This is a genomic window from Pseudomonas avellanae BPIC 631 (assembly GCF_000444135.1).
GTDB classification, from domain to species: Bacteria; Pseudomonadota; Gammaproteobacteria; order Pseudomonadales; family Pseudomonadaceae; genus Aquipseudomonas; species Aquipseudomonas avellanae.
Genome location: NZ_ATDK01000220.1, coordinates 21,872 through 44,838 on the forward strand (window position 1 = coordinate 21,872; position 22,967 = coordinate 44,838).

The following is a 22,967-nucleotide window of genomic DNA, read 5'->3' on the forward strand; positions in this document are numbered from 1 at the left end:
CTGGTCAGGGCATTACATGCCTCCTCTAAAAATAATGAAAGACAAGGAACACCATGGAAACCTCCAACCCCGCCTCCAACGGGCCGGCAGCCAGCATCGCCGGTCAGAAAACCACCTCCAGCCGTCTCAAGTCCATTTTCAGTGGCTCGGTCGGCAATATGGTCGAGTGGTACGACTGGTACGTCTACGCAGCTTTCTCGCTGTACTTCGCCAAAGCGTTCTTCCCCAAGGGCGACACCACCGCCCAATTGCTCAACACCGCCGCGATCTTCGCCGTCGGCTTTCTGATGCGACCTATCGGTGGCTGGCTGATGGGGCTGTACGCTGACTACAAAGGACGCAAGGCCGCGCTGATGGCGTCGGTGCTGCTGATGTGTTTCGGCTCGCTGATCATCGCCCTGACCCCTGGCTACGAAAGCATTGGCGTCGGTGCTCCGATCCTGCTGGTGTTCGCCCGATTGCTGCAAGGCCTGTCGGTCGGCGGCGAGTACGGTACTTCGGCCACCTACCTCAGCGAGATGGCGACCAAAGAGCGTCGCGGCTTCTTCTCCAGCTTTCAGTACGTCACGCTGATTTCCGGTCAGCTCATCGCGCTGGCCGTATTGATTGTGTTGCAACAGACCCTGACCACCGAGCAGTTGTATGCCTGGGGCTGGCGTATCCCTTTCGTCATCGGTGCCCTGTGTGCGGTAGTGGCGCTGTTTCTGCGTCGCGGCATGGAAGAAACCGAGTCGTTCACCCGCAAGAAAAAGGAAAAACGCAAGGAAAGCCTGATGCGCACGTTGATGCGCCATCCCAAGGAACTGATGACCGTGGTCGGCCTGACCATGGGCGGTACGCTGGCTTTCTATACCTACACCACGTACATGCAGAAGTACCTGGTCAACACCGTCGGCATGAGCATCACCGACTCGACCTCGATATCGGCCGCGACGCTGTTTCTGTTCATGTTGTTGCAGCCCGTGGTCGGGGCGCTGTCCGACAAGATAGGACGACGTCCGATCCTGATTGCATTTGGCGTACTGGGCACGCTGTGCACGGTGCCGATCCTGACCACCTTGTACACCATTCAAACCTGGTGGGGCGCGTTCTTCCTGATCATGGCGGCGCTGATCATCGTCAGTGGCTACACCTCGATCAACGCAGTGGTCAAAGCCGAACTGTTTCCGACCGAGATCCGCGCACTGGGCGTCGGCCTGCCGTATGCCCTGACCGTGTCGATCTTCGGCGGCACAGCGGAATACATCGCACTGTGGTTCAAGAGCGTCGGCTTGGAGACGGGCTATTACTGGTACGTCACCGCCTGCATCGCCTGTTCGTTGCTGGTCTATGTCTTCATGAAAGACACCCGCAAGCACTCGCGTATCGAAACTGACTGACTCAGCAAACAAGCCATAGCCGCTACAAGCCTGACTGGGCATTAGCGTGCAGTGCGGAGCCTCGATCCAGGGCATTCCGACGCTGTGCGCTCACGCTTATACACGTCCTGGGATGGCGATCCCCACTTGACTGTGATATGCGTCGCAACCGCGCGCTGCCATCTGCCCCATCGATACAACAACCGCAAACCAACGTCGAGATCGCTCCAGCACTTGCAACCAAGTGTTTCAATACAGTGCATACTTTCAACGTTTATCCGCGATAACACCTTGAATAAATTACACTTCCAGTTTGTCAAGTGAGTTTATTACAAGATTTTTCAGAATTTGCACACTTACAATGCAATTCTCCCTGCAAGGCCCGAAATCAGCGCACTCCAGCCAACTATCATTTTCAGCGATGATCGCTAGCAACCCTATTAACTTCTTAATAATCCGCTGGCGCGTAGCATTGCCTCCATACCGGGATGACAACTCACCCGACACTCATTGGAGACTTCATCATGAAAACCACTAAATTAATCTTCGGCCTGGCTTTCTCTGTTCTGGCTTCCAGCGCATTTGCGCTTCCAGCAGTCGATACCTTCAACAACAGCGATATGTCCAAAGCCCCCCTCGTTGCTGAAGGCGGCACCAAGCACACTAACGTTGGTTCGATTCGCGTATCGGCTGACGGTGCTGACCACGTCGGTGCCAATCGCCTGGCCGCAGACGGTGCAGATCGCGTAGGCGCCAATCGTCTGGGTTGATCGCCCCTGCAACACCCCAAGCCCGGTTTATGCCGGGCTTCTTCATTTATGGCTCAGGCTGAAACACACACTGCTCTGGCATCCACCGCCAATGCACAGCACTATGTTCGTTAACCCATGAGCCCATCAGGAATCGAGCATGTCTGACGCTATTCACTCCTACGAGCCCTCCAAAGGTCACGGCTTGCCACATGACCCGTTCAACGCGATCGTAGGTCCACGCCCGATTGGCTGGATTTCCTCTCAGGATGCCAACGGCAAGCTGAACCTGGCACCCTACAGTTTTTTCAATGCGTTCAATTACGTGCCACCGATCATCGGTTTCTGCAGTGTCGGTCGCAAGGACAGCCTCAACAACATCGAACAGACGGGCGAGTTCGTCTGGAACCTGGCGACTCGCTCGCTGGCCGAGGCAATGAATCAGAGCTGCGCGCCGGTCTCACCCGACGTCAGCGAATTCGAGCTGGCGAATCTGACACCCCTGAAATCACAGATCGTGTCGGTGCCGCGCGTACTTGAGACGCCGGTGTCGTTCGAGTGCAAGGTCACGCAGATCATTCAGTTGCAGCGTGCTGACAAGGAACTCGTGCCCAGTTGGTTGATTCTGGGCGAAGTGGTGGCGGTGCATATCGAGAAGTCACTGCTCAAGGACGGCGTCTATGATACGGCGGCCGCAGAGCCGATCCTGCGTGGCGGCGGCCCTGCGGACTACTTCCAGCTCGGGCCGGAAGCGCTGTTCAAGATGTTCCGGCCAGGCGCCTGATCAGGAATCGGCCCAGACCGGTTCGCCCTCGGCATCAATGCCGGTCAGCCGTTGCAGCTCCTGCACAGCGGCCAGGTCGGCATCATCGGCAGTCTTGAACTTCTGATCGGGCAGCAGCGCGTGAAAACGCGGCGCGCCACCTGCGCCCAGCGCCTTGATGGCAATCGCCGCGTTGTAACCCTGCTCGGAGGGCATTACCGCCGAGACCACTTCAAACCCGTTGTATTCCTTGCGTGCCATTTGTCCAACCCTGCCATTCAATCAAAGCGCGAATTCTAGCGCGTCCGTCGCGCTATATGCGCCGATGATAACCGACGCAAAGCCCGACCTTGTTCTACACTCAAGTCAGTTCTTTCAAACTGCTCTGTAGCCAAGGTAAGGAGTGCGTCATGAAAGTAAAAACAAGAAAATGCATGCTTGTAATCGGTACTCTCGCCGTCATGGCGGTGTACGCCACCGGGGCCTACCGCAATGAAATGGCACGGCAGGCGCCGCAGGTCGCCAGTTGCACGTTCGGCCATTGCGTGCCGACCGATGCAACGTTCAGCATCTTGCGATGACACTCGCGTCACGTGAAATGCAGGGTCGTTCAGCAAAGGCAGCTATCGATTAGCAAGCTATCGGATTAGACTGGCCAGACTCTCCCGCCACACTTGAGGCGGGTCATCATTGCCATCAGGTTTTGCCTTGACCAGTCTTACTCAAACGCCTCCGGCCATTCGCAGCATTTTGTTCGCGCTGATGATGGCGGTACTGCTCAGCGCGCTGGATCAGACCATCGTCGCCGTCTCGATGCCGGCCATTTCCGCTCAATTCAAGGATATCGACCTGCTGGCCTGGGTCATTTCCGCTTACATGGTTTCGCTGACCGTGGCTGTGCCGATCTACGGCAAGCTGGGCGATCTTTACGGGCGGCGCAAACTGATGCTGTTCGGGCTGGGGCTGTTCACCCTCGCCTCGCTGTTCTGCGGCATGGCGCAAAGCATGGAGCAACTGGTGCTGGCACGCGTGCTTCAAGGCATCGGTGCGGGCGGCATGGTGTCGGTGAGCCAGGCGATCATTGCCGATATCGTTCCGCCTCGTGAACGGGGCCGTTATCAGGGCTATTTCAGCAGCATGTACGCCGTTGCCAGCGTCGCAGGCCCGGTGCTGGGCGGCCTGATGACTGAATACCTGTCCTGGCGCTGGGTGTTTTTGATCAATCTGCCATTGGGAGCTGCCGCCCTGATCGTCGCTTACAGGACCCTCGTCGGCCTGCCGGTTCCACAGCGCAAACCGATTATCGATTACCTCGGGACGGTGCTGATGATCATCGGCCTGACCGCCCTGTTGCTGGGGATCACCGAAATAGGCCAGGGACACGACCTGGGAGACCGTGACGTTCAACTGTTACTGGGCACTGCCCTGGTGGCGCTGGCAGTTTTCGTCTGGTACGAACGCCGCGCCCCCGAACCATTATTGCCCATGCATTTGTTTGCCAACAAAAGCGCTGTTCTTTGCTGGTGCACCGTGTTCTTCACCAGTTTTCAAGCTATTTCGCTGATTGTGCTGATGCCGCTGCGTTACCAGACCGTCACCGGTGGCGGTGCGGACAGCGCCGCGCTGCACCTGCTTCCGCTGGCTATCGGCATGCCGATGGGCGCTTATTTTGCCGGGCGACGCACCGCGCAGACCGGACGCTACAAACCGCTGATCCTGACCGGCGCACTGCTGATGCCCGTTGCCATTCTGGGCATGGCTTTCACCCCGCCCCAGTCGCTGGTGGTGATGAGCCTGTTCATGATCCTGACGGGCATCGCGACCGGCATGCAATTCCCTACTTCACTGGTCGGCACCCAGAACGCCGTCCAGCCCCGGGACATGGGCGTGGCCACCAGCACGACCAACCTGTTCCGCTCACTGGGCGGCGCAATGGGCGTGGCGCTGATGTCGGCACTGTTACTGGCCATGTTGCAGCATGCCGGAGTCGGTCAGCTCGGTGCGGGAGCCCTTGGCGGCGAAGGCAGCTCCGGCAATGTGCTGCTGGACAGCCTCAATGCCGCCACCGGACCGGCACTGGAAACCCTGCGTATCGAACTGGCATCGACCTTCAGAAACCTGCTGATAACCAGCGCGGCCATCTCGTTGCTGGGCCTTGCTGCGGCTGCGGCAATGCCCAATACACTGCTACGAGGCCGAGACTAGCCGCGCTGGTTCTTCAAGAAGACACCTCAGCCCAGAACCACTGGGTTTTCTTGCTCTTTACATGAGCAAACGCAGGCATGAGTTCGCCTTCGTCGAAATGTCGCCGGGAGCCGTACTGTGCGCTGCTGAACCAGCAACCTGATCGAGGGCACGCTTGCCCGGCATCAACCGGGGGCACCGGTTTTTCATCAAAGCGCGCATACCACCGCGCAGTGGTCTCGTCGGTAAAGCTGTTCCCTGACCCGAGATAAGGGTGCAGGTTGCCGGTGTCCTGCAGGCGGATCGGCTTGATGACTCTGTTGACTGTGACATAAGGCTGTGGCGGCGGCAGGCCTCTGCCGCCCAATTCAGGCACCGCGCCCGCACGAATCAACAAACCATTGCTGTAGCTGTGAAAAACGATGTCGCGGTGCGGGCTCATTTGACCACGCAATCGGTCACTTCCCCCCAACTGCCTGACAAATGACTCACCCAGCACCGTGTACCAGCTGACACCCTTGATACGGTCCAACAGTCGCAGGCTTTCTATATGCGGATTGGGATCGACCATCAACCCCATATGATCCTGAGCCAGCCGATATTCCCACGGTAAATACTGGTGACCATCGCAGGGCAGCACACAGGCCAGCCCGCCAAAACCGTGTTCGGCCTGCACTTCGCTGCTCAGGTACCTGATCCAGGCCTCATAGTTTTTCAGCCCGTCTGGTTCGGTCAGGTAAGACCAGGGCAAGACCATTTTCAGGCACGAGCGGTCATTGTCGGCCTGCCCTTGCGAGGTGTTCATCACAAACAGGCTGTACAGGGCGACTTCAGCCTGCGTCGCGCTGGCGATCGACCAAGTGAACTGCTCGTCGGGCGGGCTTTCGACAACCTGACGCCGGGTGGACGCAAAACCGGACCCGCTCAAGCGCCGCATGCGCTTGAACAGCTGCCACTTGAGCCTGGTTTTGAATGCCTCGTAAAAACGCGAAAAGCACGCCTCGACCCGGCGCTTCATCTCCGGAGTGTGACCATTGCGAAAATACAGCGTGGTAATCAACCCCAGCCGAATGACCGGCATCCCCAGGGCGGAATCCACACCCATTCGTTCAGATTGCTGCGTGAGTCGGGCCAATAGCCTCACGGTGTCAGTTCCGGTGTCCAACATGAGCAGTCCTCCCGTCGATTGCGTGAACCGCGCTTGCGCTCATGTCTGCATGCCCTTGGCATGTTTCGATCACATCCGACAGCTGTGTGCGGGTGGGATAGCCACGGCCCTGTCCACGCGAGTGGACATCAACGGAGCTGACGTTGATTTCGGGGCACATAGGCGCAAGATTCGGCAAAAGCATGCAACCTTCCTCTCTTCTGGTCTTTCAGGACGCGCAGAGTGAAGGGAGTTTTCCCACAGGGCAATAGTCGGAAATTACTTTGGGAAATCAGCTACATGTATCAGGAAATGTCCTACCTGCGTCCTACAAATTTTTGTAAGTTCGCAGGCCAATTAGTCGTACTTGGCGGACATATTCAGGGCTGACGGGTAAACGATCGGTAAACCCGCTGTATAAGCAGCACGAATTGGAGTTAGGCTCTATACGAAGAGGTGACTACCCAACAGAACCGGCAGGCGCTATAACCTTTCACGTTCGACGTTCAGTTCCGGGCTGTTTTTTACCCGTAAGGTGGGGCTGAAGCGCAGCATGTCCAGGCACACATCGGCCAGTTGCTCGGCCTCGGCCAACAACGAAAAGCTGTCGGGGACCAACAGCCATTGATAAATGATGCCGTTGACGTAGGAAAACAGTGTAACCGCAGCCCGGCCGGTGTCCAGCTCCTGTGGCAACTGGCCTTGGCGCACGGCATTGTTCAGCCCAAGGGTGATACGGTCGTGACACTGAATGGCGTTGTCCTGGCGCTGACGACGAAAATCACACATCTCGTCAGTAAACTCGCACTTATGAAACAGGATTTCGTTGATGCGACGGGTTTTCGGGTTCAGTGCGAGCTCATGAAACAAATGAATCAACAGGTTCCTCATGCAACCCAGCGGGTCTTCTTCGTCTTCGCTCTCACTGGCCTGGGCCATTTCGTCGAGCGGTTCCTGAAGGCTGTCGAGCATCGCCTGGACCAGATCAGCCTTGTTATTGAAGTGCCAATAGATGGCGCCACGGGTCACACCGGCAAGGGTCGCAATGTCAGCCAGCGTGGTGCGGGCGACGCCTCGCTCATAAAAAGCCTGCTCGGCGGCCTCCAGAATCTGGCTGCGGGTGATCTGAGCTTCCTCTTTGGTGCGACGAACCATGGCAATAAGACCTCAAAAGATTCACCTCAGGCGTGCATCTGATGCATGCCATGAGGTATGACCGGGCGGCATTTGTCTCGCCTTGTCCTAAACTGGCATTCAGCACCTTAAATAGTGGCCGAATGCGCAAAGCGGGTGTTTACAAACAACCGCGAATGTAAGTATATTCCTTAGCATGCTACTTATCTAGCCGAAATATTTTTTAACACTTCAACGTACTGTTGAGAAAACAGGCTCCTGCCCCGAGGATCTTCATGCAATTCAAGCCAGCTGTTACCGTTCTGGTCACTGCCGTCGCCCTGGCAACCCTGCTCAGTGGCTGTAGCAAGAAGGAACAGGCGGCCCCGCCTGCGCAAACCCCTCAGGTAGGCGTCGTTACCCTCAAAGCACAGCCCTATACCCTGACCACCGAGCTTCCGGGCAGGACGACCGCTTTCCGTGTGGCCGAGGTCCGCCCTCAGGTCAACGGCATCATTCTCAAGCGTCTGTTCACCGAAGGTGGCGACGTCAAGGCCGGTCAGCAGCTGTATCAGATCGACCCGGCTATCTATGAAGCCAACGCCAACAGTGCCAAGGCAACCCTGCAGTCCGCCAAGTCGATGTCTGATCGCTACAAGCAACTGGTCAACGAGCAGGCGGTGAGTCGTCAGGAGTACGACACCGCCCTGGCATCGACTCAGGAAGCACAGGCAGCGCTGCAGACTTCGCAGATCAACCTGCGCTTCACCAAGGTGCTGGCGCCGATTTCCGGCCGCATAGGTCGCTCTGCGGTGACCGAAGGTGCGCTGGTCAGCAGCGCCCAGGCAGACGCAATGGCAACCATTCAGCAGCTTGATCCGATCTACGTGGACGTGGTCCAGTCTTCCGCAGATATGCTCAAGCTGCGCAATGACCTGGACAGCGGCAAACTGCAGAAGTCAGGCGACAACGCCGCCAAGGTCAAGCTGACCCTGGAAGACAACAGCGTTTACGCTCAGGAAGGCAAACTGGAATTCTCCGAAGTGTCGGTTGACCAGACCACCGGCTCCGTCACCCTGCGCGCAGTCTTCCCGAACCCTGAACACCGCTTGCTGCCAGGCATGTTCGTTCACGCGCAATTGCAGGCAGGCGTCAATGCAAAAGCCATTCTGGCACCGCAACAGGGCGTGACCCGCGACCTGAAAGGCACGCCGACCGCCATGATTGTCAATCAGGACAACAAGGTTGAATTGCGCACACTGGTCGCCAACCGCACCGTGGGCAGCGACTGGCTGATCGAGGACGGCCTGAAAGAAGGCGATCGCGTGATCACCGAAGGTCTGCAATACGTCAAACCAGGCGCAGAAGTGAAAGCTGCCGAAGCGACCAACGTCAAAGGAGCAAACCCGGCACCTGCCCCGGCCACTGAAAAACCCGCAGGCAGCAAAGGGGAGTAACCCATGTCGAAATTTTTTATTGATCGGCCCATTTTTGCCTGGGTTATTGCCCTCGTGATCATGCTGGTCGGTGCGCTGTCTATTTCCAGCCTGCCGATCAACCAGTACCCAAGTATCGCGCCACCCGCCATTGCGATTCAGGTGACCTACCCGGGCGCTTCTGCACAGACCGTGCAGGACACCGTGGTGCAAGTCATCGAGCAGCAGCTCAACGGCATCGACAACCTGCGTTATGTGAGTTCGGAAAGTAACTCCGACGGCAGCATGACCATTACCGCGACGTTCAATCAGGGCACTAACCCGGATACGGCGCAGGTGCAGGTGCAGAACAAGCTCAACCTGGCGACCCCGCTTCTGCCACAGGAAGTGCAGCAACAGGGTATTCGCGTGACCAAGGCGGTGAAGAACTTCCTGATGGTTATCGGCCTGGTGTCTGAAGACGGCAGCATGGGCAAGGAAGACCTGGCCAACTACATCGTGTCGAACCTGCAGGACCCGATTTCCCGGACCTCCGGTGTGGGCGACTTCCAGGTGTTCGGCTCCCAGTACGCCATGCGTATCTGGCTGGACCCGGCCAAGCTGAACAACTTCCAGCTGACGCCAGTGGATGTGAAAACCGCGATTACTGCGCAGAACGTTCAGGTGTCGTCCGGTCAGTTGGGTGGCCTGCCCTCGATCAGCGGCCAGCAACTAAACGCTACAATCATCGGCAAGACGCGTCTGCAGACGGCTGAACAGTTCGGCAATATCTTCATCAAGGTCAACACCGACGGCTCACAGGTTCGCCTGAAAGACGTCGCCACCGTTGGTCTGGGCGCAGAAAACTACAGCACCGACTCGCAGTTCGACGGCAAACCGGCCTCGGGCCTGGCGATCAAGCTGGCCACCGGCGCTAATGCGCTGGACACCGCCAAGGCCATCCGCGCGACCGTTTCGTCGCTGGAGCCGTTTTTCCCGCCGGGCATGAAAGTGGTTTACCCGTACGACACCACGCCTGTGGTGAGCGAATCGATCAAAGGTGTAGTTCACACGCTGATTGAAGCCATCGTGCTGGTGTTCCTGGTGATGTACCTGTTCCTGCAAAACTTCCGCGCCACCGTGATCACCACGCTGACGGTTCCGGTCGTACTGTTGGGCACCTTCGGCATCCTCGCAGGCTTCGGTTTCACCATCAACACCCTGACCATGTTCGGCATGGTACTGGCCATCGGCTTGCTGGTGGACGATGCGATTGTGGTGGTGGAAAACGTCGAGCGGGTGATGGAGGAAGAAAAGCTTTCTCCGCGTGACGCAACCATCAAATCCATGACGCAGATCCAGGGCGCACTGGTCGGTATTGCGCTGGTGCTGTCGGCCGTTCTGCTGCCAATGGCGTTCTTCGGCGGCTCGACCGGTGTGATCTACAAGCAGTTCTCGATCACCATCGTCTCGGCCATGGCCCTGTCAGTAGTGGTCGCGCTGATCTTCACCCCGGCGCTGTGCGCCACCATGCTCAAGCCCATCGACGAGAAAACCCACGGCCAGCCCAAGCGTGGTTTCTTCGGCTGGTTCAACCGTACCTTCGACCGCAGCGTTGTGAGTTACGAACGCGGCGTCGGCAACATGCTCAAGCACAAGTGGCTGTCGTACCTGGGCTATATCGTGATCGTTGCTGGCACGGTCTTCATGTTCATGCGCATTCCCGCAGCGTTCCTTCCGGACGAAGATCAGGGCGTTATCTTCGCCCAGATCCAGACACCGGCCGGCTCCTCGACCGAGCGTACGCAAGAAGTCATCGACAACATGCGTGAATACCTGCTGACCAAGGAAAGCGGTGCAGTGAAGTCGGTGTTCTCGGTGAACGGCTTCAACTTTGCGGGTCGCGGTCAAAGCTCGGCGATTGCATTTGTCATGCTCAAGCCGTGGGAAGAACGTGACGCCGAAAACAGCGTCTTCAAACTGGCAGCGCGCGCTCAGGGCTATTTCTTCAGCCTGCGCGATGCAATGGTGTTCGCCATCGTGCCGCCGTCGGTACTGGAGCTGGGTAACGCAACAGGCTTCGACGTCTACCTGCAGGATCAGGGCGGTGTCGGTCACGAAAAACTGATGGAAGCGCGTAACCAGTTCCTTGGCATGGCCGCGCAGAGCAAGATTCTCGCCGGTGTGCGTCCGAACGGGCTGAACGACGAGCCGCAGTACCAGTTGATCATCGACGACGAACGCGCCAGTGCGTTGGGCATTACTCTGTCGGACATCAACAACACCCTGTCCATTGCGTTGGGTGGCAGCTACGTCAATGACTTCATCGACCGTGGCCGTGTGAAGAAGGTGTACATCCAAGGTGATGCAGGTGCCCGCATGACGCCTGAAGACCTGAAAAAATGGTACGTGCGCAACAGCGCGGGCGAAATGGTGCCGTTCTCGGCCTTCGCCAGCGGCAAGTGGACCTACGGTTCGCCAAAACTGTCGCGCTACAACGGCGTGGCGGCAGAGGAAATCCTCGGTACGCCGGCACCGGGCTACAGCAGCGGCGATGCAATGGCCGAAGTTGAAGCGCTGGCCAAGAAACTGCCGCAAGGTATCGGCATTTCCTGGACCGGTCTGTCCTACGAGGAACGCTTGTCCGGCTCCCAGGCCCCTGCCCTTTACGCACTGTCGTTGCTGGTCGTGTTCCTGTGTCTGGCGGCGCTGTATGAAAGCTGGTCGATTCCGATCGCGGTCATTCTCGTGGTACCGCTGGGGGTTATCGGTGCACTGATGGCAACCAGCCTGCGCGGACTGTCGAACGACGTGTTCTTCCAGGTCGGGTTGCTGGTCACAGTCGGGTTGGCGGCGAAGAACGCCATCCTGATCGTCGAGTTCGCCAAAGAGCTGCACGAACAGGGCAAGAGCCTGACCGATGCTGCGATCGAAGCCTGTCGCATGCGCCTGCGCCCGATCATCATGACGTCCATGGCGTTTATCCTCGGCGTTGTGCCGCTGGCGATTTCCTCGGGCGCAGGTTCGGGCAGTCAGCATTCGATCGGTACGGGCGTAATTGGCGGTATGATCACAGCCGTTGTCCTGGCGATCTTCTGGGTGCCACTGTTCTTCGTATCGATTTCAGGGCTCTTCAAGAGCAAGCAGAAACATATTTCACACGATGAGGCTGGCCAATGAGCAAGTCATTGATCTCTCTTGCAGTTACCGCGTTCATACTCGGCGGCTGCTCTTTGATCCCTGAGTACAAGCAGCCGGAAGCACCGGTCGCCGCACAATACCCGCAAGGCCCGGCCTACTCGCCGGTCGAAGGGGCCAAAATGGCCGCTGCGGAGCAAGGCTGGCGTCATTTCTTCAATGACCCGGCGCTGCAACAGCTGATCGAGACCGCGCTGCTCAATAACCGTGACCTGCGGGTTGCGGCGCTGAACATCGACGCTTACCGTGCGCAGTACCGCATCCAGCGTTCAGACCTGTTCCCGGCGGTCTCGGCCACCGGCAGCGGCTCACGTCAGCGCGTGCCTGCCGACCAGACGCAGACCGGCCAATCGGCGATCAGCAGCAGCTATTCGGCAACGCTGGGCGTCAGTGCCTACGAGCTGGACCTGTTTGGTCGGGTGCGCAGCCTCAGCGAACAGGCGCTGGAAACCTATTTCTCCAGCGAAGAAGCGCGCCGCAGTACGCAGATCAGTCTGGTTGCCAACGTCGCCAATGCCTACATGACCTGGCAGGCCGACAAGGAGCTGCTCAAGCTGACGCAGGACACCCTCAAGACCTACGAAGAAAGCTTCCGCCTGACCTCGCGCAGCAACGAAGTCGGTGTTTCTTCGGCACTCGACCTCAGCCAGTCGCGCACCGCTGTCGAAAGCGCTCGCGCCCGACTGGCCCAGTACCAGCGCCTGGTCGCTCAGGATCAAAACAGCCTGGTGCTGCTGCTGGGCACAGGCTTGCCTGACAACCTGCCGGCCAGCCATCTGCTCGACTCCGACATGCTGACCGAAATGCCGGCAGGCCTGCCGTCCGATCTGCTGCAACTCCGTCCGGACATTCTGCAAGCCGAGCACTCGCTCAAGGCCGCCAATGCCAACATCGGCGCAGCACGCGCAGCGTTCTTCCCAAGCATCAGCCTGACGGCCAGTGCCGGCACCAGCAGCACCGAGTTGTCCGGTCTGTTCAAAGGGGGTTCGGGAACCTGGCTGTTCCAGCCGAGCATCAACATCCCGATCTTCAACGCCGGCAACCTGCGCGCCAGCCTGGATTACTCGAAAATCCAGAAGGAAATCAGCGTCGCCAACTACGAGAAGTCGATTCAGACCGCCTTCCAGGAAGTGTCCGACGGCCTGGCTTCACGCAAGACCTACGACGAGCAGCTCCAGGCGCAACGTGACTTTGTCACCGCCAACCAGGACTACTATCGTTTGGCAGAGCGTCGCTATCGCATCGGCATCGACAGCAACCTGACCTTCCTCGACGCCCAGCGCTCGTTGTTCAGCGCGCAACAAACGCTGATCACCGATCGCCTGTCGCAGCTGACCAGCGAGGTCAACCTGTACAAGGCCCTCGGCGGCGGCTGGTACGAAAGGACCGGGCAGACCGAAACCATCTCCAAAGAGAAACCTTCGGTGCAACTGTTCTAGAGGCAGTGTTCTGATTGCAGCGTAAAAAAAAACCCATCGTTTGATGGGTTTTTTTACGCCTGGAATAAACCTGCGATCAATGATCCTGATGCAGATACTTGGGCTCTTTCGGCAGCCGCAGACTGAACAGAAACGCCACCGCCATCATCGCGGTCACGTACCAGTAGAAGCTGTTTTCCATCCCGGCGCTTTTGAGTTTCAAGGCAACGAATTCGGCTGAACCGCCGAACATTGCGTTGGCCACCGCATACGCCAGACCGACACCCAATGCCCGCACCTGTGGCGGAAACATCTCGGCTTTGACCAGCCCGCTGATCGAGGTGTAGAAGCTGACAATCGCCAACGCCAGGGTAATCAGTGCGAACGCAATGAACGGGTTGGTCGTGGTTTTCAGGGTCATCAGGATCGGCACCGTGCACAGCGTGCCAAGCGCACCGAACAACAGCATCGAATTACGACGACCGATACGGTCCGCGAGCATGCCGAAAAACGGCTGCATGCACATGTACAGGAACAGCGCGCCAGTCATGATGTAACTGGCGGTTTTGGCCTCCATGCCGCCGGTGTTGACCAGGTACTTCTGCATGTACGTCGTGAACGTGTAGAAAATCAGCGAGCCGCCGGCGGTGTAACCCAGCACCGTGATGAAAGCCGCTGCGTGATTCTTGAACAGCGCGGCAATGCTGCCTGCGTCCTTGTCCTGACGGCTTTCGGCGGTGGTGGTTTCGTTGAGCGTGCGGCGCAACAGCAAGGCAATGACTGCTGCAGCCGCGCCGATCACGAACGGGATACGCCAGCCGTAGTCACGCAGCTCTTCAGTAGTGAGAAACTGCTGCAGGATGACCACAGTCAATACGGCCAGCAACTGGCCTCCGATCAGGGTCACGTACTGGAACGAGGCATAAAAGCCGCGCTGCCCGCGCAACGCTACTTCACTCATGTAAGTCGCGGTGGTGCCGTACTCGCCACCCACCGACAACCCCTGGAGCAGGCGCGCCATGAGCAGCAAGGCCGGTGCCCAGGCACCAATCGATGCGTAGGTCGGCAGGCAAGCGATGATCAGCGAGCCTGCGCACATCATGGTGACCGAAATCAGCATGGAGTTCTTGCGGCCATGTTTGTCGGCTACCCGGCCAAACAGCCAGCCACCAATCGGGCGCATCAGAAAGCCAGCAGCAAACACGCCTGCGGTGTTGAGCAACTGGACGGTCGGGTCATCGGAAGGAAAGAACGCCGGTGCAAAATAGATCGCGCAAAATGCGTAGATATAGAAGTCGAACCATTCAACGAGATTCCCCGATGACGCCCCGACGATCGCGAAGATTCTTTTGCTTCGCTCCTCGCCGGTGTAATGCGGTGCTTTTGATGTTGTCGTCATTATTTTCCCCAAGCAAAACTGTCCATAAGAAACAAGCTGTAACATCCTCTTCGACCAAGCACAACAACCCGGTCCATCGGCATGCCTTTTCGTGGAGGCAAATAGATGAACCGGGTTGCTGAACAACAGGGTTGAAACAGAAGGGTTTAACGCTCTATGGCTAGCGCCAGGCCCTGACCGACACCCACGCACATGGTCGCCAGGCCTCTGCGCCCGCCGGTTTTTTCCAGGTGGTGCAAGGCCGTCAGTACAAGTCGTGCACCGCTCATGCCCAGCGGATGCCCCAGTGCAATCGCACCACCATTGGGGTTGACCTGCGCGGCGTCGTCCGCCAGGCCCAGCTCACGCAAGACCGCCAGGCCTTGGCTGGCGAAGGCCTCGTTGAGCTCGATAACGTCGAAATCGGCGACCGCCAGGCCCAACCGCTCGACCAGCTTGCGCACCGCGGGCACCGGGCCAATGCCCATCACCCGAGGCTCGACCGCCGCGCTGGCCATGCCGAGCACCCGCGCGCGAGGCGTCAGGCCGTGCTTTTTGACGGCCTCGGCCGACGCCAGAATCAGTGCCGCCGCCCCGTCGTTGACCCCGGATGCGTTGCCCGCCGTGACGGTCTGGTCCGGGCCGTTGACCGGCTTGAGTTTGCTCAGGGTTTCCAGGCTGGTGTCGCCACGCGGATGCTCATCCTTGTCGACAAGGGTTTCGCCTTTTTTATGGGCAACCCGCACCGGCACAATCTCTTCCTCGAAAAAGCCCGCAGCCTGGGCAACGGCGGTGCGTTGCTGGCTGCGCAGGGCGAAAGCGTCCTGATCGGCTCGAGAAATCTTGAAGTCAGTGGCAACGTTGTCGCCGGTCTCAGGCATGGAGTCCACGCCGTACAGCGCTTTCATGGCCGGGTTGATGAAACGCCAGCCGATGGTGGTGTCTTCCAGCTTCATGTTGCGCGAAAACGCTGCATCGGCCTTGCCCATGACGAACGGCGCACGGGACATCGACTCGACGCCGCCAGCAATCGCCAGCTCCATTTCGCCCGAGGCGATGGCCCGGAACGCCGTGCCGATGGCGTCCATGCCCGACGCGCACAAACGGTTGAGGGTGACGCCCGGCACGCTGGTCGGCAGGCCCGCCAGCAAGGCCGCCATGCGCGCCACATTGCGGTTGTCTTCACCGGCCTGGTTGGCGCAGCCGAAGAACACCTCGTCGATCTCTTCCCAATTCACCGAGGGGTTGCGCTCCATCAGTGCCTTGATCGGCACGGCGGCCAGATCGTCGGCCCGCACCGAGGACAACCCGCCGCCGAAACGGCCAATAGGAGTACGAATCGCGTCGCAAATAAAGACGTCACGCATCATGCTTCTCCTGCAACCTGGCCATGTGCGGCAGCCGTGCGGGCTTCCAGATCACGCAGCGCGGTCAGCTCCACGTCAGTGGGCTCTGCGGAGACCACAACATTTTCGGCAAAACGGATTTCCCAACCGGTGGCCGCGATCACCTGCTCGCGGGTCACGCCGGGGTGCAGGGTGGTCACGACAAACTCGTGGGTGTCCGCTTCCGGCTCCATGATGCACAGGTCGGTAATGATGCCGACCGGGCCCGCGCCGGGTAGGCCCAGCCGCTTGCGTGAGTCGCCGCCTTCGCCGTGACCGACCGAGGTGATGAAGTCCAGCTTGTTGACGAACGAGCGCGCCGACTGCTTGAGAATGATCAGCACCGACTTGGCCGAACCGGCAATCTCCGGCGCCCCACCGGCACCTGGCAAACGAACTTTGGGGTTGTGATAGTCGCCGACCACGGTGGTGTTGATGTTGCCGAAGCGGTCCACCTGCGCAGCACCGAGAAAGCCGACATCGACCCGGCCGCCCTGCAGCCAGTAACGAAAGATTTCGCTGGTGGACACCACGGTGTCAGCGGTTTCCGCCAGCTCGCCATCACCAATCGACAGCGGCAACACAGTAGGTTTGGCACCAATCGGGCCAGACTCGTAGATCAGCACCACATCGGGCGACGACGTCAGGCGCGCCAGGTTCGCCGCCTTGGAGGGCAGGCCGATCCCTACAAAACACACTGAACCGTTACGCAGACGACGGGCAGCGGCGACAGTCATCATCTCACTGGTGGAGTAAGTCATTATTTGGCCTCCGAAGCGCGAGCCAGCTTGCTCTTGAATTCACTGAAATCCGCAGTGCCGTGGATGTACTCGTCAATCCACGCCGTAAACGTTTCCCGGTCTCGGGCAATCGGGTCCCAGGCCTGATAAAACGGGTTGTCGCGCTCGTAATAGCCATGCGCATAAGAAGGATGCGCGCCACCGGGCACCAGACACACCGCGCTGAGCGCCCAGGTCGGCAGCACGCAGGAGTTCATCGGTGCCTTGAGGTCATCGACGATTTCTTCGACGGTCACGATGCAGCGTTTGGCCGCCAGCGCAGCTTCTTTCTGCGCACCGAGAATGCCCCACAGCAACACATTGCCCTTGCGGTCGGCTTTCTGTGCGTGAATTACGGTCACGTCCGGGCGTACCGATGGCACGGCGGCCAGCACTTCCCCGGTGAACGGGCAGGTGACGGTCTTGATCAGTGGGTTGACCTTGGGCAGGTCGGAGCCGGCGTACGCGCGCAATACAGCGAACGGCAGGCCCGAGGCACCCGCTACGTAGGCGTTGGCGAGGTCGGCATGGCTGTGCTCTTCGATTTCCATTGCCCGCGGCCACTGTTTTTCAACGGCATCGCGCAGCCGGTGCAGAGAACCAACACCTGGGTTGCCGCCCCACGAGAAAATCAGACGCTTCGCACAACCGGCACCGATCAACTGGTCGTAGATAAGGTCGGGCGTCATGCGCACAAGGGTCAGGTCTTTTTTGCCCTGACGGATGATTTCGTGGCCCGCAGCCGTCGGGATCAGGTGAGTGAAGCCTTCCAGCGCAACGGTGTCGTCGTCGTTGACCAGTTGCTTCACTGCATCGCGTAGAGAAAGAATGTCTGCCATGTGGTGCTCCGAACCCAACATCACGTTCATTGATCAGCGCGAAGACCTGCGCTGGAATGAAAACGAGGTTATGCCTGAGCAAGCCAGCAAACAATCCGATAATCGACTAAGCGTTCGATAATCGAACAAATTAACGGTGTTAGCCGCGCTTGATCGGTCACGTGAACAGCTGGGTACTCAGGTCGCGACTGGCATCAAGCATGATCGGCAAAAAGCGCTGTTCCAGCTCGCTGCGTGCCACCCGCCCGGCGCTGGTACTGACATTAAGCGCCGCCAACACCTGACCCGACGCATCATAGACCGGTACGGCAATAGAGCGCAGCCCCTGCTCCAGTTCCTGATCAACAATACACCAGCCCTGTTGACGAACCAGTTGCAAGCATTCAAGCAGCGCCTCGGGGGTGCGAATGGTCCGGCTGGTCTTGGGCTGCAGATCGACGTGATCCAGGTATTCCTGCAACGAAACATCATCCAGCGCGGCCAACAGGATTCGCCCCATCGACGTGCAGTAGGCTGGCAAACGTCCACCGACGGAAAGGTCGACCGAGATCAATCGCTGAGTCGTTGCCGAACGAGCTATATAAAGAATGTCGTTACCTTCCAGCGTGGCCATGTTGCAGGCCTCGTGCAGGTGATCACTCATGCGGTCCAGATAAGGCTGCGAAGAAGTCGCCAACGGCGTTGACGAAAGATACGCATGGCCCAGGGTCAGAACCTTGGGCAACAACGAATAAGTGCGGCCATCAGTGGTCGCATAACCGAGCTTGATCAGCGTATGCAAACAACGACGCACCGCCGCCCTGGGGATTTCCGTGCGGTGGCTGATTTGCGCGATGGTCAGGTGCCGCTTGCGCTCCTGAAAGGCATGAATTACCGCAAGCCCACGCGCCAGCGATGTCATGAAATCAGGGTCACCGGTCAGCGCCTGAATGCGCTTGGCGGGCGACGCCACGATGGGCGGTGCCAATGAGGCAAAAGAATTACGCAGTTCATCGTTCATGGCCACACCCTCGGTAACACCCGCTCAGGCCTTGCAGGCCGCAGGTTTCGGATCTATCGGGGTGGTCGGACCACCCTGCACTTGTGCGATTATCGAACAGGTGGCCGATAATCGCAATTGACCCGCTGTAAATATACTTATACCTTTAGCTTTGCCATGAAGTGACTTCTTGGAAATTACTGGTCAGGTACCCACTGAGAAGTCCAAGGCAGCGGTCTTGCTTACCAAGCAAGGCCGTTTTTATTGCGCACGCGGCTTTATTATTGCCTACGCTCGCAGCCTGAATGCCGCAACCTCTGCTCGATCCTCTTCCAGACACCCAGCAAAAAACGCCAGCCCTCCCGGGTATAAGACTTTTTTGAATTTCATCGCCGTCGGTTTGTCGCCGTTTGTGAAAATTTTGTTTATAAAAGTTCTGTCATATACATGCCCCACTGAAACTTCGGAACATTCGTACAAAAAAACCAGACACGTGAACTCATTCAACCTCTGTTGTTGACGTAACAGAACTTCTTGGAGATAGTATCCATCAGTTGGTTGGCAATACCCTCGTAACGATTGGTCTGTGCACGAATGATCTGTTTCGACTACCCTGTCGACGCGCCGTCACGGTGCACGATCCAGCGCGATGGCCAGAAAGCCCGCCAACGCAAGCCCCGGCGCTTGGAATCAAATGACTGTCGCTACGACAACTGTTTCTCTGGTGCACGTAGCCGCAAGCAACAACAAGATGTCCAGCCACCTTTCGGGCAATGCCCGGACAGGCCACCGCCTGTAATGGGTTACAGGCTGGAGCGAACATACTTGCCTTGTTCTGCGTAATCACCAGACCCCTTTTGACTTGATCAGGTAATACAGTGACTAAAGATGAACTGCGCGCGGAACTTGAGCGCCAGGAGCAACGTTTCAAGGATGTCTACGGCGGAGAAATCACCACCTATGCCGCGCAGCCAGAACCGGAACGCAAGCCTTGGCGCAAGAGAGCCAGCCTGCTGGATCAGGCGTTCAAGCAAGAACTGCAAAAAATGGAAGAAGGTCTGAAAGAAGAGCCATGACATCGAGGGTCGCATGATCCCTGACTGTTCATCTCAGCCTTCCAGCGTCCGTAATTACATGCCTCACTGCCTCATTGAGTATTCAACGGGGCGGCGCTCATGCGTCTTTTTTTTGGTTTGAGGCGACACCTCGCAGTGACGACAAGTCGTTCGGTATTTTTTCTGTCATAATCGCGCCCCCTTCAGACCCGGTCAGAAAACCTACATGATCGATTTATTCAGCGGGCTTGATGCCTGGGTGCTTGTGAGCCTGCTGCTCGCCCTGGCGTTCGTCCTCACCTTCGAGTTCATCAACGGCTTTCATGACACCGCCAACGCGGTGGCGACAGTCATTTACACCAAAGCCATGCCGCCTCATCTGGCAGTATTCTTCTCTGGTGTATTCAACTTCCTCGGCGTGTTGCTGGGCGGTGTGGGCGTAGCCTATGCCATTGTCCATCTGCTGCCGGTCGAACTGCTGATCAACGTCAACACCGGACACGGCCTGGCCATGGTGTTTTCGCTGCTGGCGGCGGCCATTACCTGGAACCTCGGGACCTGGTACTTCGGTATTCCGGCGTCCAGTTCACACACCCTGATCGGCTCGATTCTCGGTGTGGGACTGGCCAATGCGCTGATCAACGGCATTCCTCTGGCCGATGGCGTCAACTGGCAGAAAGCGATCGATATCGGCGCCTCGCTGGTGTTCTCGCCACTGGCCGGCTTTATCGTTGCCGGTCTGGTCCTGCTGGCGCTGAAATGGTGGCGTCCGCTGTCGAAGATGCACAAGACGCCAGACCAGCGCCGCAAGCTGGATGACAAAAAGCATCCGCCGTTCTGGAATCGTCTGGTGCTGGTCATCTCCGCCATGGCAGTCAGCTTCGTGCATGGCTCCAACGACGGCCAGAAAGGCATCGGCCTGATCATGCTGGTACTGATCGGCATCGTGCCCAGCCAGTTTGTGCTCGACCTCACCAGCACGACCTATCAGATCGAACGCACCCGTGATGCAACCCAGCATCTGAGCCAGTTCTATCAGCGCAACAGCAGTACGCTGGGCGAGTATCTGGCGATGGGCAAAGCTGAAAAAGGCGACCTGCCGTCCAGCTCTGCGTGCAACCCGAAACAGACCGAACCGACCATCGACGCCTTGCTCGATCGCCTGAAGGGTGTGTCCGATTACCACTCGCTGGCACCTGAAAGCCGCATCGAAGTACGTCGCTACCTGTTGTGCCTGGACGATACCGCACGCAAGGTCGGCAAACTTCCAGACCTCTCGGCGCGTGAAAAATCCGATCTGGACAAACTGCGCAAGGACCTTACCACCACCACCGAATACGCCCCGTTCTGGGTAATTCTGGCGGTCGCACTGGCACTGGGCATCGGCACCATGGTCGGCTGGAAGCGCGTAGTCCTGACCATCGGCGAGAAGATCGGCAAGCAAGGCATGACCTACGCACAAGGCATGTCGGCGCAGATCACCACCGCCTGCGCCATCGGCCTGGCCAACGTATTCAGCCTGCCGGTTTCCACCACCCACATTCTCTCGTCGGGTGTTGCGGGAACCATGGTCGCCAACAAGAGCGGCCTGCAAGGCGGAACCGTTCGCACCATCCTGCTGGCCTGGGTACTGACCCTGCCAGCGACAGTCGCCTTGTCTGCCGCCCTGTTCTGGCTGGCGTCCAAAGCGCTGTCCTGATTCATGGCCCTTCTGGCGGTGCGCACGTCGCACCGCCTTGAAGGGCTTGAATCACTGATTACTTGCGCCCCTCAGTGACCACTTTGCCAGCCCCCCCTCTTTTGCCTCTTCTGATTGCTGCAACTCGCGCCACAATGCCGCCGCACCGTCGAAATCGGCACCGTTTTCCGGAGTCAGGGCAGCGGGGTCATAGCGGCTGAGACAGCCTTCGCCCAGTGTGGCAGGGGCCGTGGACGTGGCTTTATCGAGAGGATCGGTCACGGGCGTTCACCTTGAGGGTTGCACCATTGCCGACGTCATGCGTCGGGGGCGCAGAGGGTGCGCCCCCGAAACGATAGATCAGTCGAAGACGACTGTCTTGTTGTCGTGTACCAGAACACGGTCTTCCAGGTGCGCACGCAGACCGCGAGCCAACACCATCTTTTCCACGTCGCGGCCGAAGCGCACCATGTTTTCGATGCTGTCGCGATGGCTGACGCGGACCACATCCTGTTCGATGATCGGCCCGGCATCGAGTTCTTCGGTGACATAGTGACAGGTCGCACCGATCAGCTTGACCCCGCGCAGCGAAGCCTGATGGTAAGGCTTGGCGCCAACAAACGAGGGCAGGAAGCTGTGGTGGATGTTGATCACCTGATGGGCGTATTCACGGCACAGCTGCGGCGGCAGAATCTGCATGTAACGCGCCAGAACCACAACATCCGCCTGATGGTGCCCGACCAGACGCGACACTTCGGCAAACGCCGGTTCCTTGTCTTTAGGGTCCACCGGCACGTGGTAGTAAGGGATGTCATGCCACTCGACCATGCTGCGCAGGTCCTGATGGTTTGAAATCACACAGGCGATATCGCAGTCGAGTTCGTCGCTGTGCCAGCGGTGCAGCAGGTCCGCCAGACAATGCGATTCGCGGCTGGCCATCAGCACGACGCGCTTCTTCTGCGCCGAATCGGTAATGCGCCAGTCCATCGAGAACTCTTCGGCAATCGGCGTAAAGGCCTCACGAAACCCGTCCAGGTCAAAAGGCAGGGTGTCGGCACGAATCTCGTGACGCATGAAAAACCAGCCGCTGAGATTGTCCGAATGATGACTCGCTTCGGTGATCCAGCCGTTATGGGACGCCAGAAAGTTACTGACTTTGGCAACGATGCCTACACGGTCCGGGCAAGCAATCACCAGACGAAAAGTGCGCATTTAGGGAAACTCCAGAACTTCGCAAAGCCGCTATTCTAGCGGCTGCGGAGCAAAACTGCAGTATCTGTGTTGCCTGAATGCGCAGGTCGAAAAGCACGCCGCCCAAGCAAAAGATTGCACCGTGCCAGTACCGGCTTTTACCGCGCACGAGGCTAAACAAAACCTCTAATAAGGAGGGCTTTATAGCGCGGTTCTTTTGAAGGAGGTACGGTGCGTTCCTAGTGTACTGTTTTCGAAAAAATCAGCCACCAACTAACGGAAAATTCAAATCTTATCAATAGCTTAGCTTGCAGGTTATGGGTAACTTATTTCGAAAA

Annotated in this window: 19 protein-coding genes and 1 pseudogene; 10 read left to right on the forward strand and 10 right to left on the reverse strand. The window is 58.3% G+C overall.

Going from position 1 to position 22,967, the window contains the following annotated elements:
* Nucleotides 1-53: 53 nt before the first annotated feature.
* The 3 genes and pseudogenes from DW49_RS0109350 (at nt 54) to DW49_RS0109360 (ending at nt 2,891) form a co-directional block, all read left to right on the forward strand.
* The gene (locus tag DW49_RS0109350) at nt 54-1,379 is read left to right on the forward strand and encodes an MFS transporter (RefSeq protein WP_005620184.1); all 1,326 of its coding nucleotides are present in this window, start codon (nt 54-56) and stop codon (nt 1,377-1,379) included.
* 503 nt (nt 1,380-1,882) lie between these two features.
* Nucleotides 1,883-2,249 (forward strand): annotated as a pseudogene (locus DW49_RS0109355) (hypothetical protein).
* Nucleotides 2,250-2,267: 18 nt separating this feature from the next.
* Nucleotides 2,268-2,891: a flavin reductase family protein gene (locus DW49_RS0109360; RefSeq protein WP_005739483.1), complete on the forward strand. Its 624-nt coding sequence runs from the start codon at nt 2,268-2,270 to the stop codon at nt 2,889-2,891.
* Here the strand turns inward: DW49_RS0109360 and DW49_RS0109365 are convergent, their stop codons facing one another.
* On the reverse strand, nt 2,892-3,131 hold the full coding sequence (locus DW49_RS0109365) for a hypothetical protein (protein WP_003381648.1): 240 nt from the start codon (nt 3,129-3,131) through the stop codon (nt 2,892-2,894).
* A gap of 149 nt (nt 3,132-3,280) precedes the next feature.
* Between DW49_RS0109365 and DW49_RS1000000133070 the strand changes: the two genes are divergently transcribed.
* Complete coding sequence (locus DW49_RS1000000133070; protein WP_005768700.1) at nt 3,281-3,451, forward strand: hypothetical protein; 171 nt, start codon at nt 3,281-3,283, stop codon at nt 3,449-3,451.
* Between the two features lie 127 nt (nt 3,452-3,578).
* Complete coding sequence (locus tag DW49_RS0109375; RefSeq protein ID WP_005620187.1) at nt 3,579-5,075, forward strand: MDR family MFS transporter; 1,497 nt, start codon at nt 3,579-3,581, stop codon at nt 5,073-5,075.
* 13 nt (nt 5,076-5,088) lie between these two features.
* Here the strand turns inward: DW49_RS0109375 and DW49_RS0109380 are convergent, their stop codons facing one another.
* Together DW49_RS0109380 and pmeR are read right to left on the reverse strand one after the other, a co-directional pair.
* Nucleotides 5,089-6,222: a DUF3396 domain-containing protein gene (locus DW49_RS0109380; protein ID WP_024419766.1), complete on the reverse strand. Its 1,134-nt coding sequence runs from the start codon at nt 6,220-6,222 to the stop codon at nt 5,089-5,091.
* 462 nt (nt 6,223-6,684) lie between these two features.
* Nucleotides 6,685-7,356, reverse strand: a complete 672-nt coding sequence (gene pmeR / locus DW49_RS0109385) for an auxin-lysine conjugate-binding transcriptional regulator PmeR (protein WP_005620191.1) — start codon at nt 7,354-7,356, stop codon at nt 6,685-6,687.
* A gap of 254 nt (nt 7,357-7,610) precedes the next feature.
* Between pmeR and DW49_RS0109390 the strand changes: the two genes are divergently transcribed.
* Genes DW49_RS0109390 through DW49_RS0109400 form a run of 3 tightly spaced genes read left to right on the forward strand, consistent with a single transcriptional unit; the run spans nt 7,611 to nt 13,366 of the window.
* Complete coding sequence (locus tag DW49_RS0109390; protein WP_005620194.1) at nt 7,611-8,771, forward strand: efflux RND transporter periplasmic adaptor subunit; 1,161 nt, start codon at nt 7,611-7,613, stop codon at nt 8,769-8,771.
* A 3-nt stretch (nt 8,772-8,774) separates the two neighbouring features.
* Entirely contained in the window at nt 8,775-11,909 is a 3,135-nt protein-coding gene (locus DW49_RS0109395) for an efflux RND transporter permease subunit (protein WP_005620197.1), read from the forward strand.
* Nucleotides 11,906-13,366: an AdeC/AdeK/OprM family multidrug efflux complex outer membrane factor gene (locus DW49_RS0109400; RefSeq protein ID WP_005620198.1), complete on the forward strand. Its 1,461-nt coding sequence runs from the start codon at nt 11,906-11,908 to the stop codon at nt 13,364-13,366. Before DW49_RS0109395 ends, DW49_RS0109400 begins: the two co-directional genes overlap by 4 nt.
* Nucleotides 13,367-13,442: 76 nt before the next feature.
* On the opposite strand, the gene DW49_RS0109405 is transcribed toward DW49_RS0109400, so the two are convergent.
* From DW49_RS0109405 to pcaR, 5 genes are all read right to left on the reverse strand, one after another.
* Nucleotides 13,443-14,744 carry an MFS family transporter gene (locus tag DW49_RS0109405; protein WP_005620200.1) on the reverse strand — a complete coding sequence of 434 codons (1,302 nt, stop codon included), beginning with the start codon at nt 14,742-14,744 and terminating at the stop codon, nt 13,443-13,445.
* Between the two features lie 146 nt (nt 14,745-14,890).
* On the reverse strand, nt 14,891-16,093 hold the full coding sequence (gene pcaF / locus DW49_RS0109410; protein ID WP_005620202.1) for a 3-oxoadipyl-CoA thiolase: 1,203 nt from the start codon (nt 16,091-16,093) through the stop codon (nt 14,891-14,893).
* On the reverse strand, nt 16,090-16,872 hold the full coding sequence (locus tag DW49_RS0109415; protein WP_170870100.1) for a CoA-transferase subunit beta: 783 nt from the start codon (nt 16,870-16,872) through the stop codon (nt 16,090-16,092). The genes pcaF and DW49_RS0109415 overlap by 4 nt, the downstream gene beginning before the upstream one ends.
* A complete protein-coding gene (locus DW49_RS0109420; RefSeq protein WP_024419763.1) occupies nt 16,869-17,726 on the reverse strand; it encodes a CoA transferase subunit A in 858 nt (285 codons plus the stop codon). The genes DW49_RS0109415 and DW49_RS0109420 overlap by 4 nt, the downstream gene beginning before the upstream one ends.
* 157 nt (nt 17,727-17,883) lie before the next feature.
* On the reverse strand, nt 17,884-18,726 hold the full coding sequence (pcaR, locus tag DW49_RS0109430; RefSeq protein WP_005620205.1) for a pca regulon transcriptional regulator PcaR: 843 nt from the start codon (nt 18,724-18,726) through the stop codon (nt 17,884-17,886).
* Between the two features lie 857 nt (nt 18,727-19,583).
* Here pcaR and DW49_RS0109435 point away from each other — a divergent pair.
* Nucleotides 19,584-19,781 carry a hypothetical protein gene (locus DW49_RS0109435; protein ID WP_003381628.1) on the forward strand — a complete coding sequence of 66 codons (198 nt, stop codon included), beginning with the start codon at nt 19,584-19,586 and terminating at the stop codon, nt 19,779-19,781.
* A gap of 205 nt (nt 19,782-19,986) precedes the next feature.
* Nucleotides 19,987-21,459 (forward strand): inorganic phosphate transporter, encoded by a 1,473-nt coding sequence (locus DW49_RS0109440; RefSeq protein ID WP_005620206.1) that lies wholly within the window; start codon nt 19,987-19,989, stop codon nt 21,457-21,459.
* 51 nt (nt 21,460-21,510) lie between these two features.
* On the opposite strand, the gene DW49_RS0109445 is transcribed toward DW49_RS0109440, so the two are convergent.
* Nucleotides 21,511-21,720: a hypothetical protein gene (locus DW49_RS0109445; protein WP_005620207.1), complete on the reverse strand. Its 210-nt coding sequence runs from the start codon at nt 21,718-21,720 to the stop codon at nt 21,511-21,513.
* A gap of 78 nt (nt 21,721-21,798) precedes the next feature.
* The gene (gene purU, locus DW49_RS0109450; protein WP_003363851.1) at nt 21,799-22,650 is read right to left on the reverse strand and encodes a formyltetrahydrofolate deformylase; all 852 of its coding nucleotides are present in this window, start codon (nt 22,648-22,650) and stop codon (nt 21,799-21,801) included.
* Nucleotides 22,651-22,967: the final 317 nt, after the last annotated feature.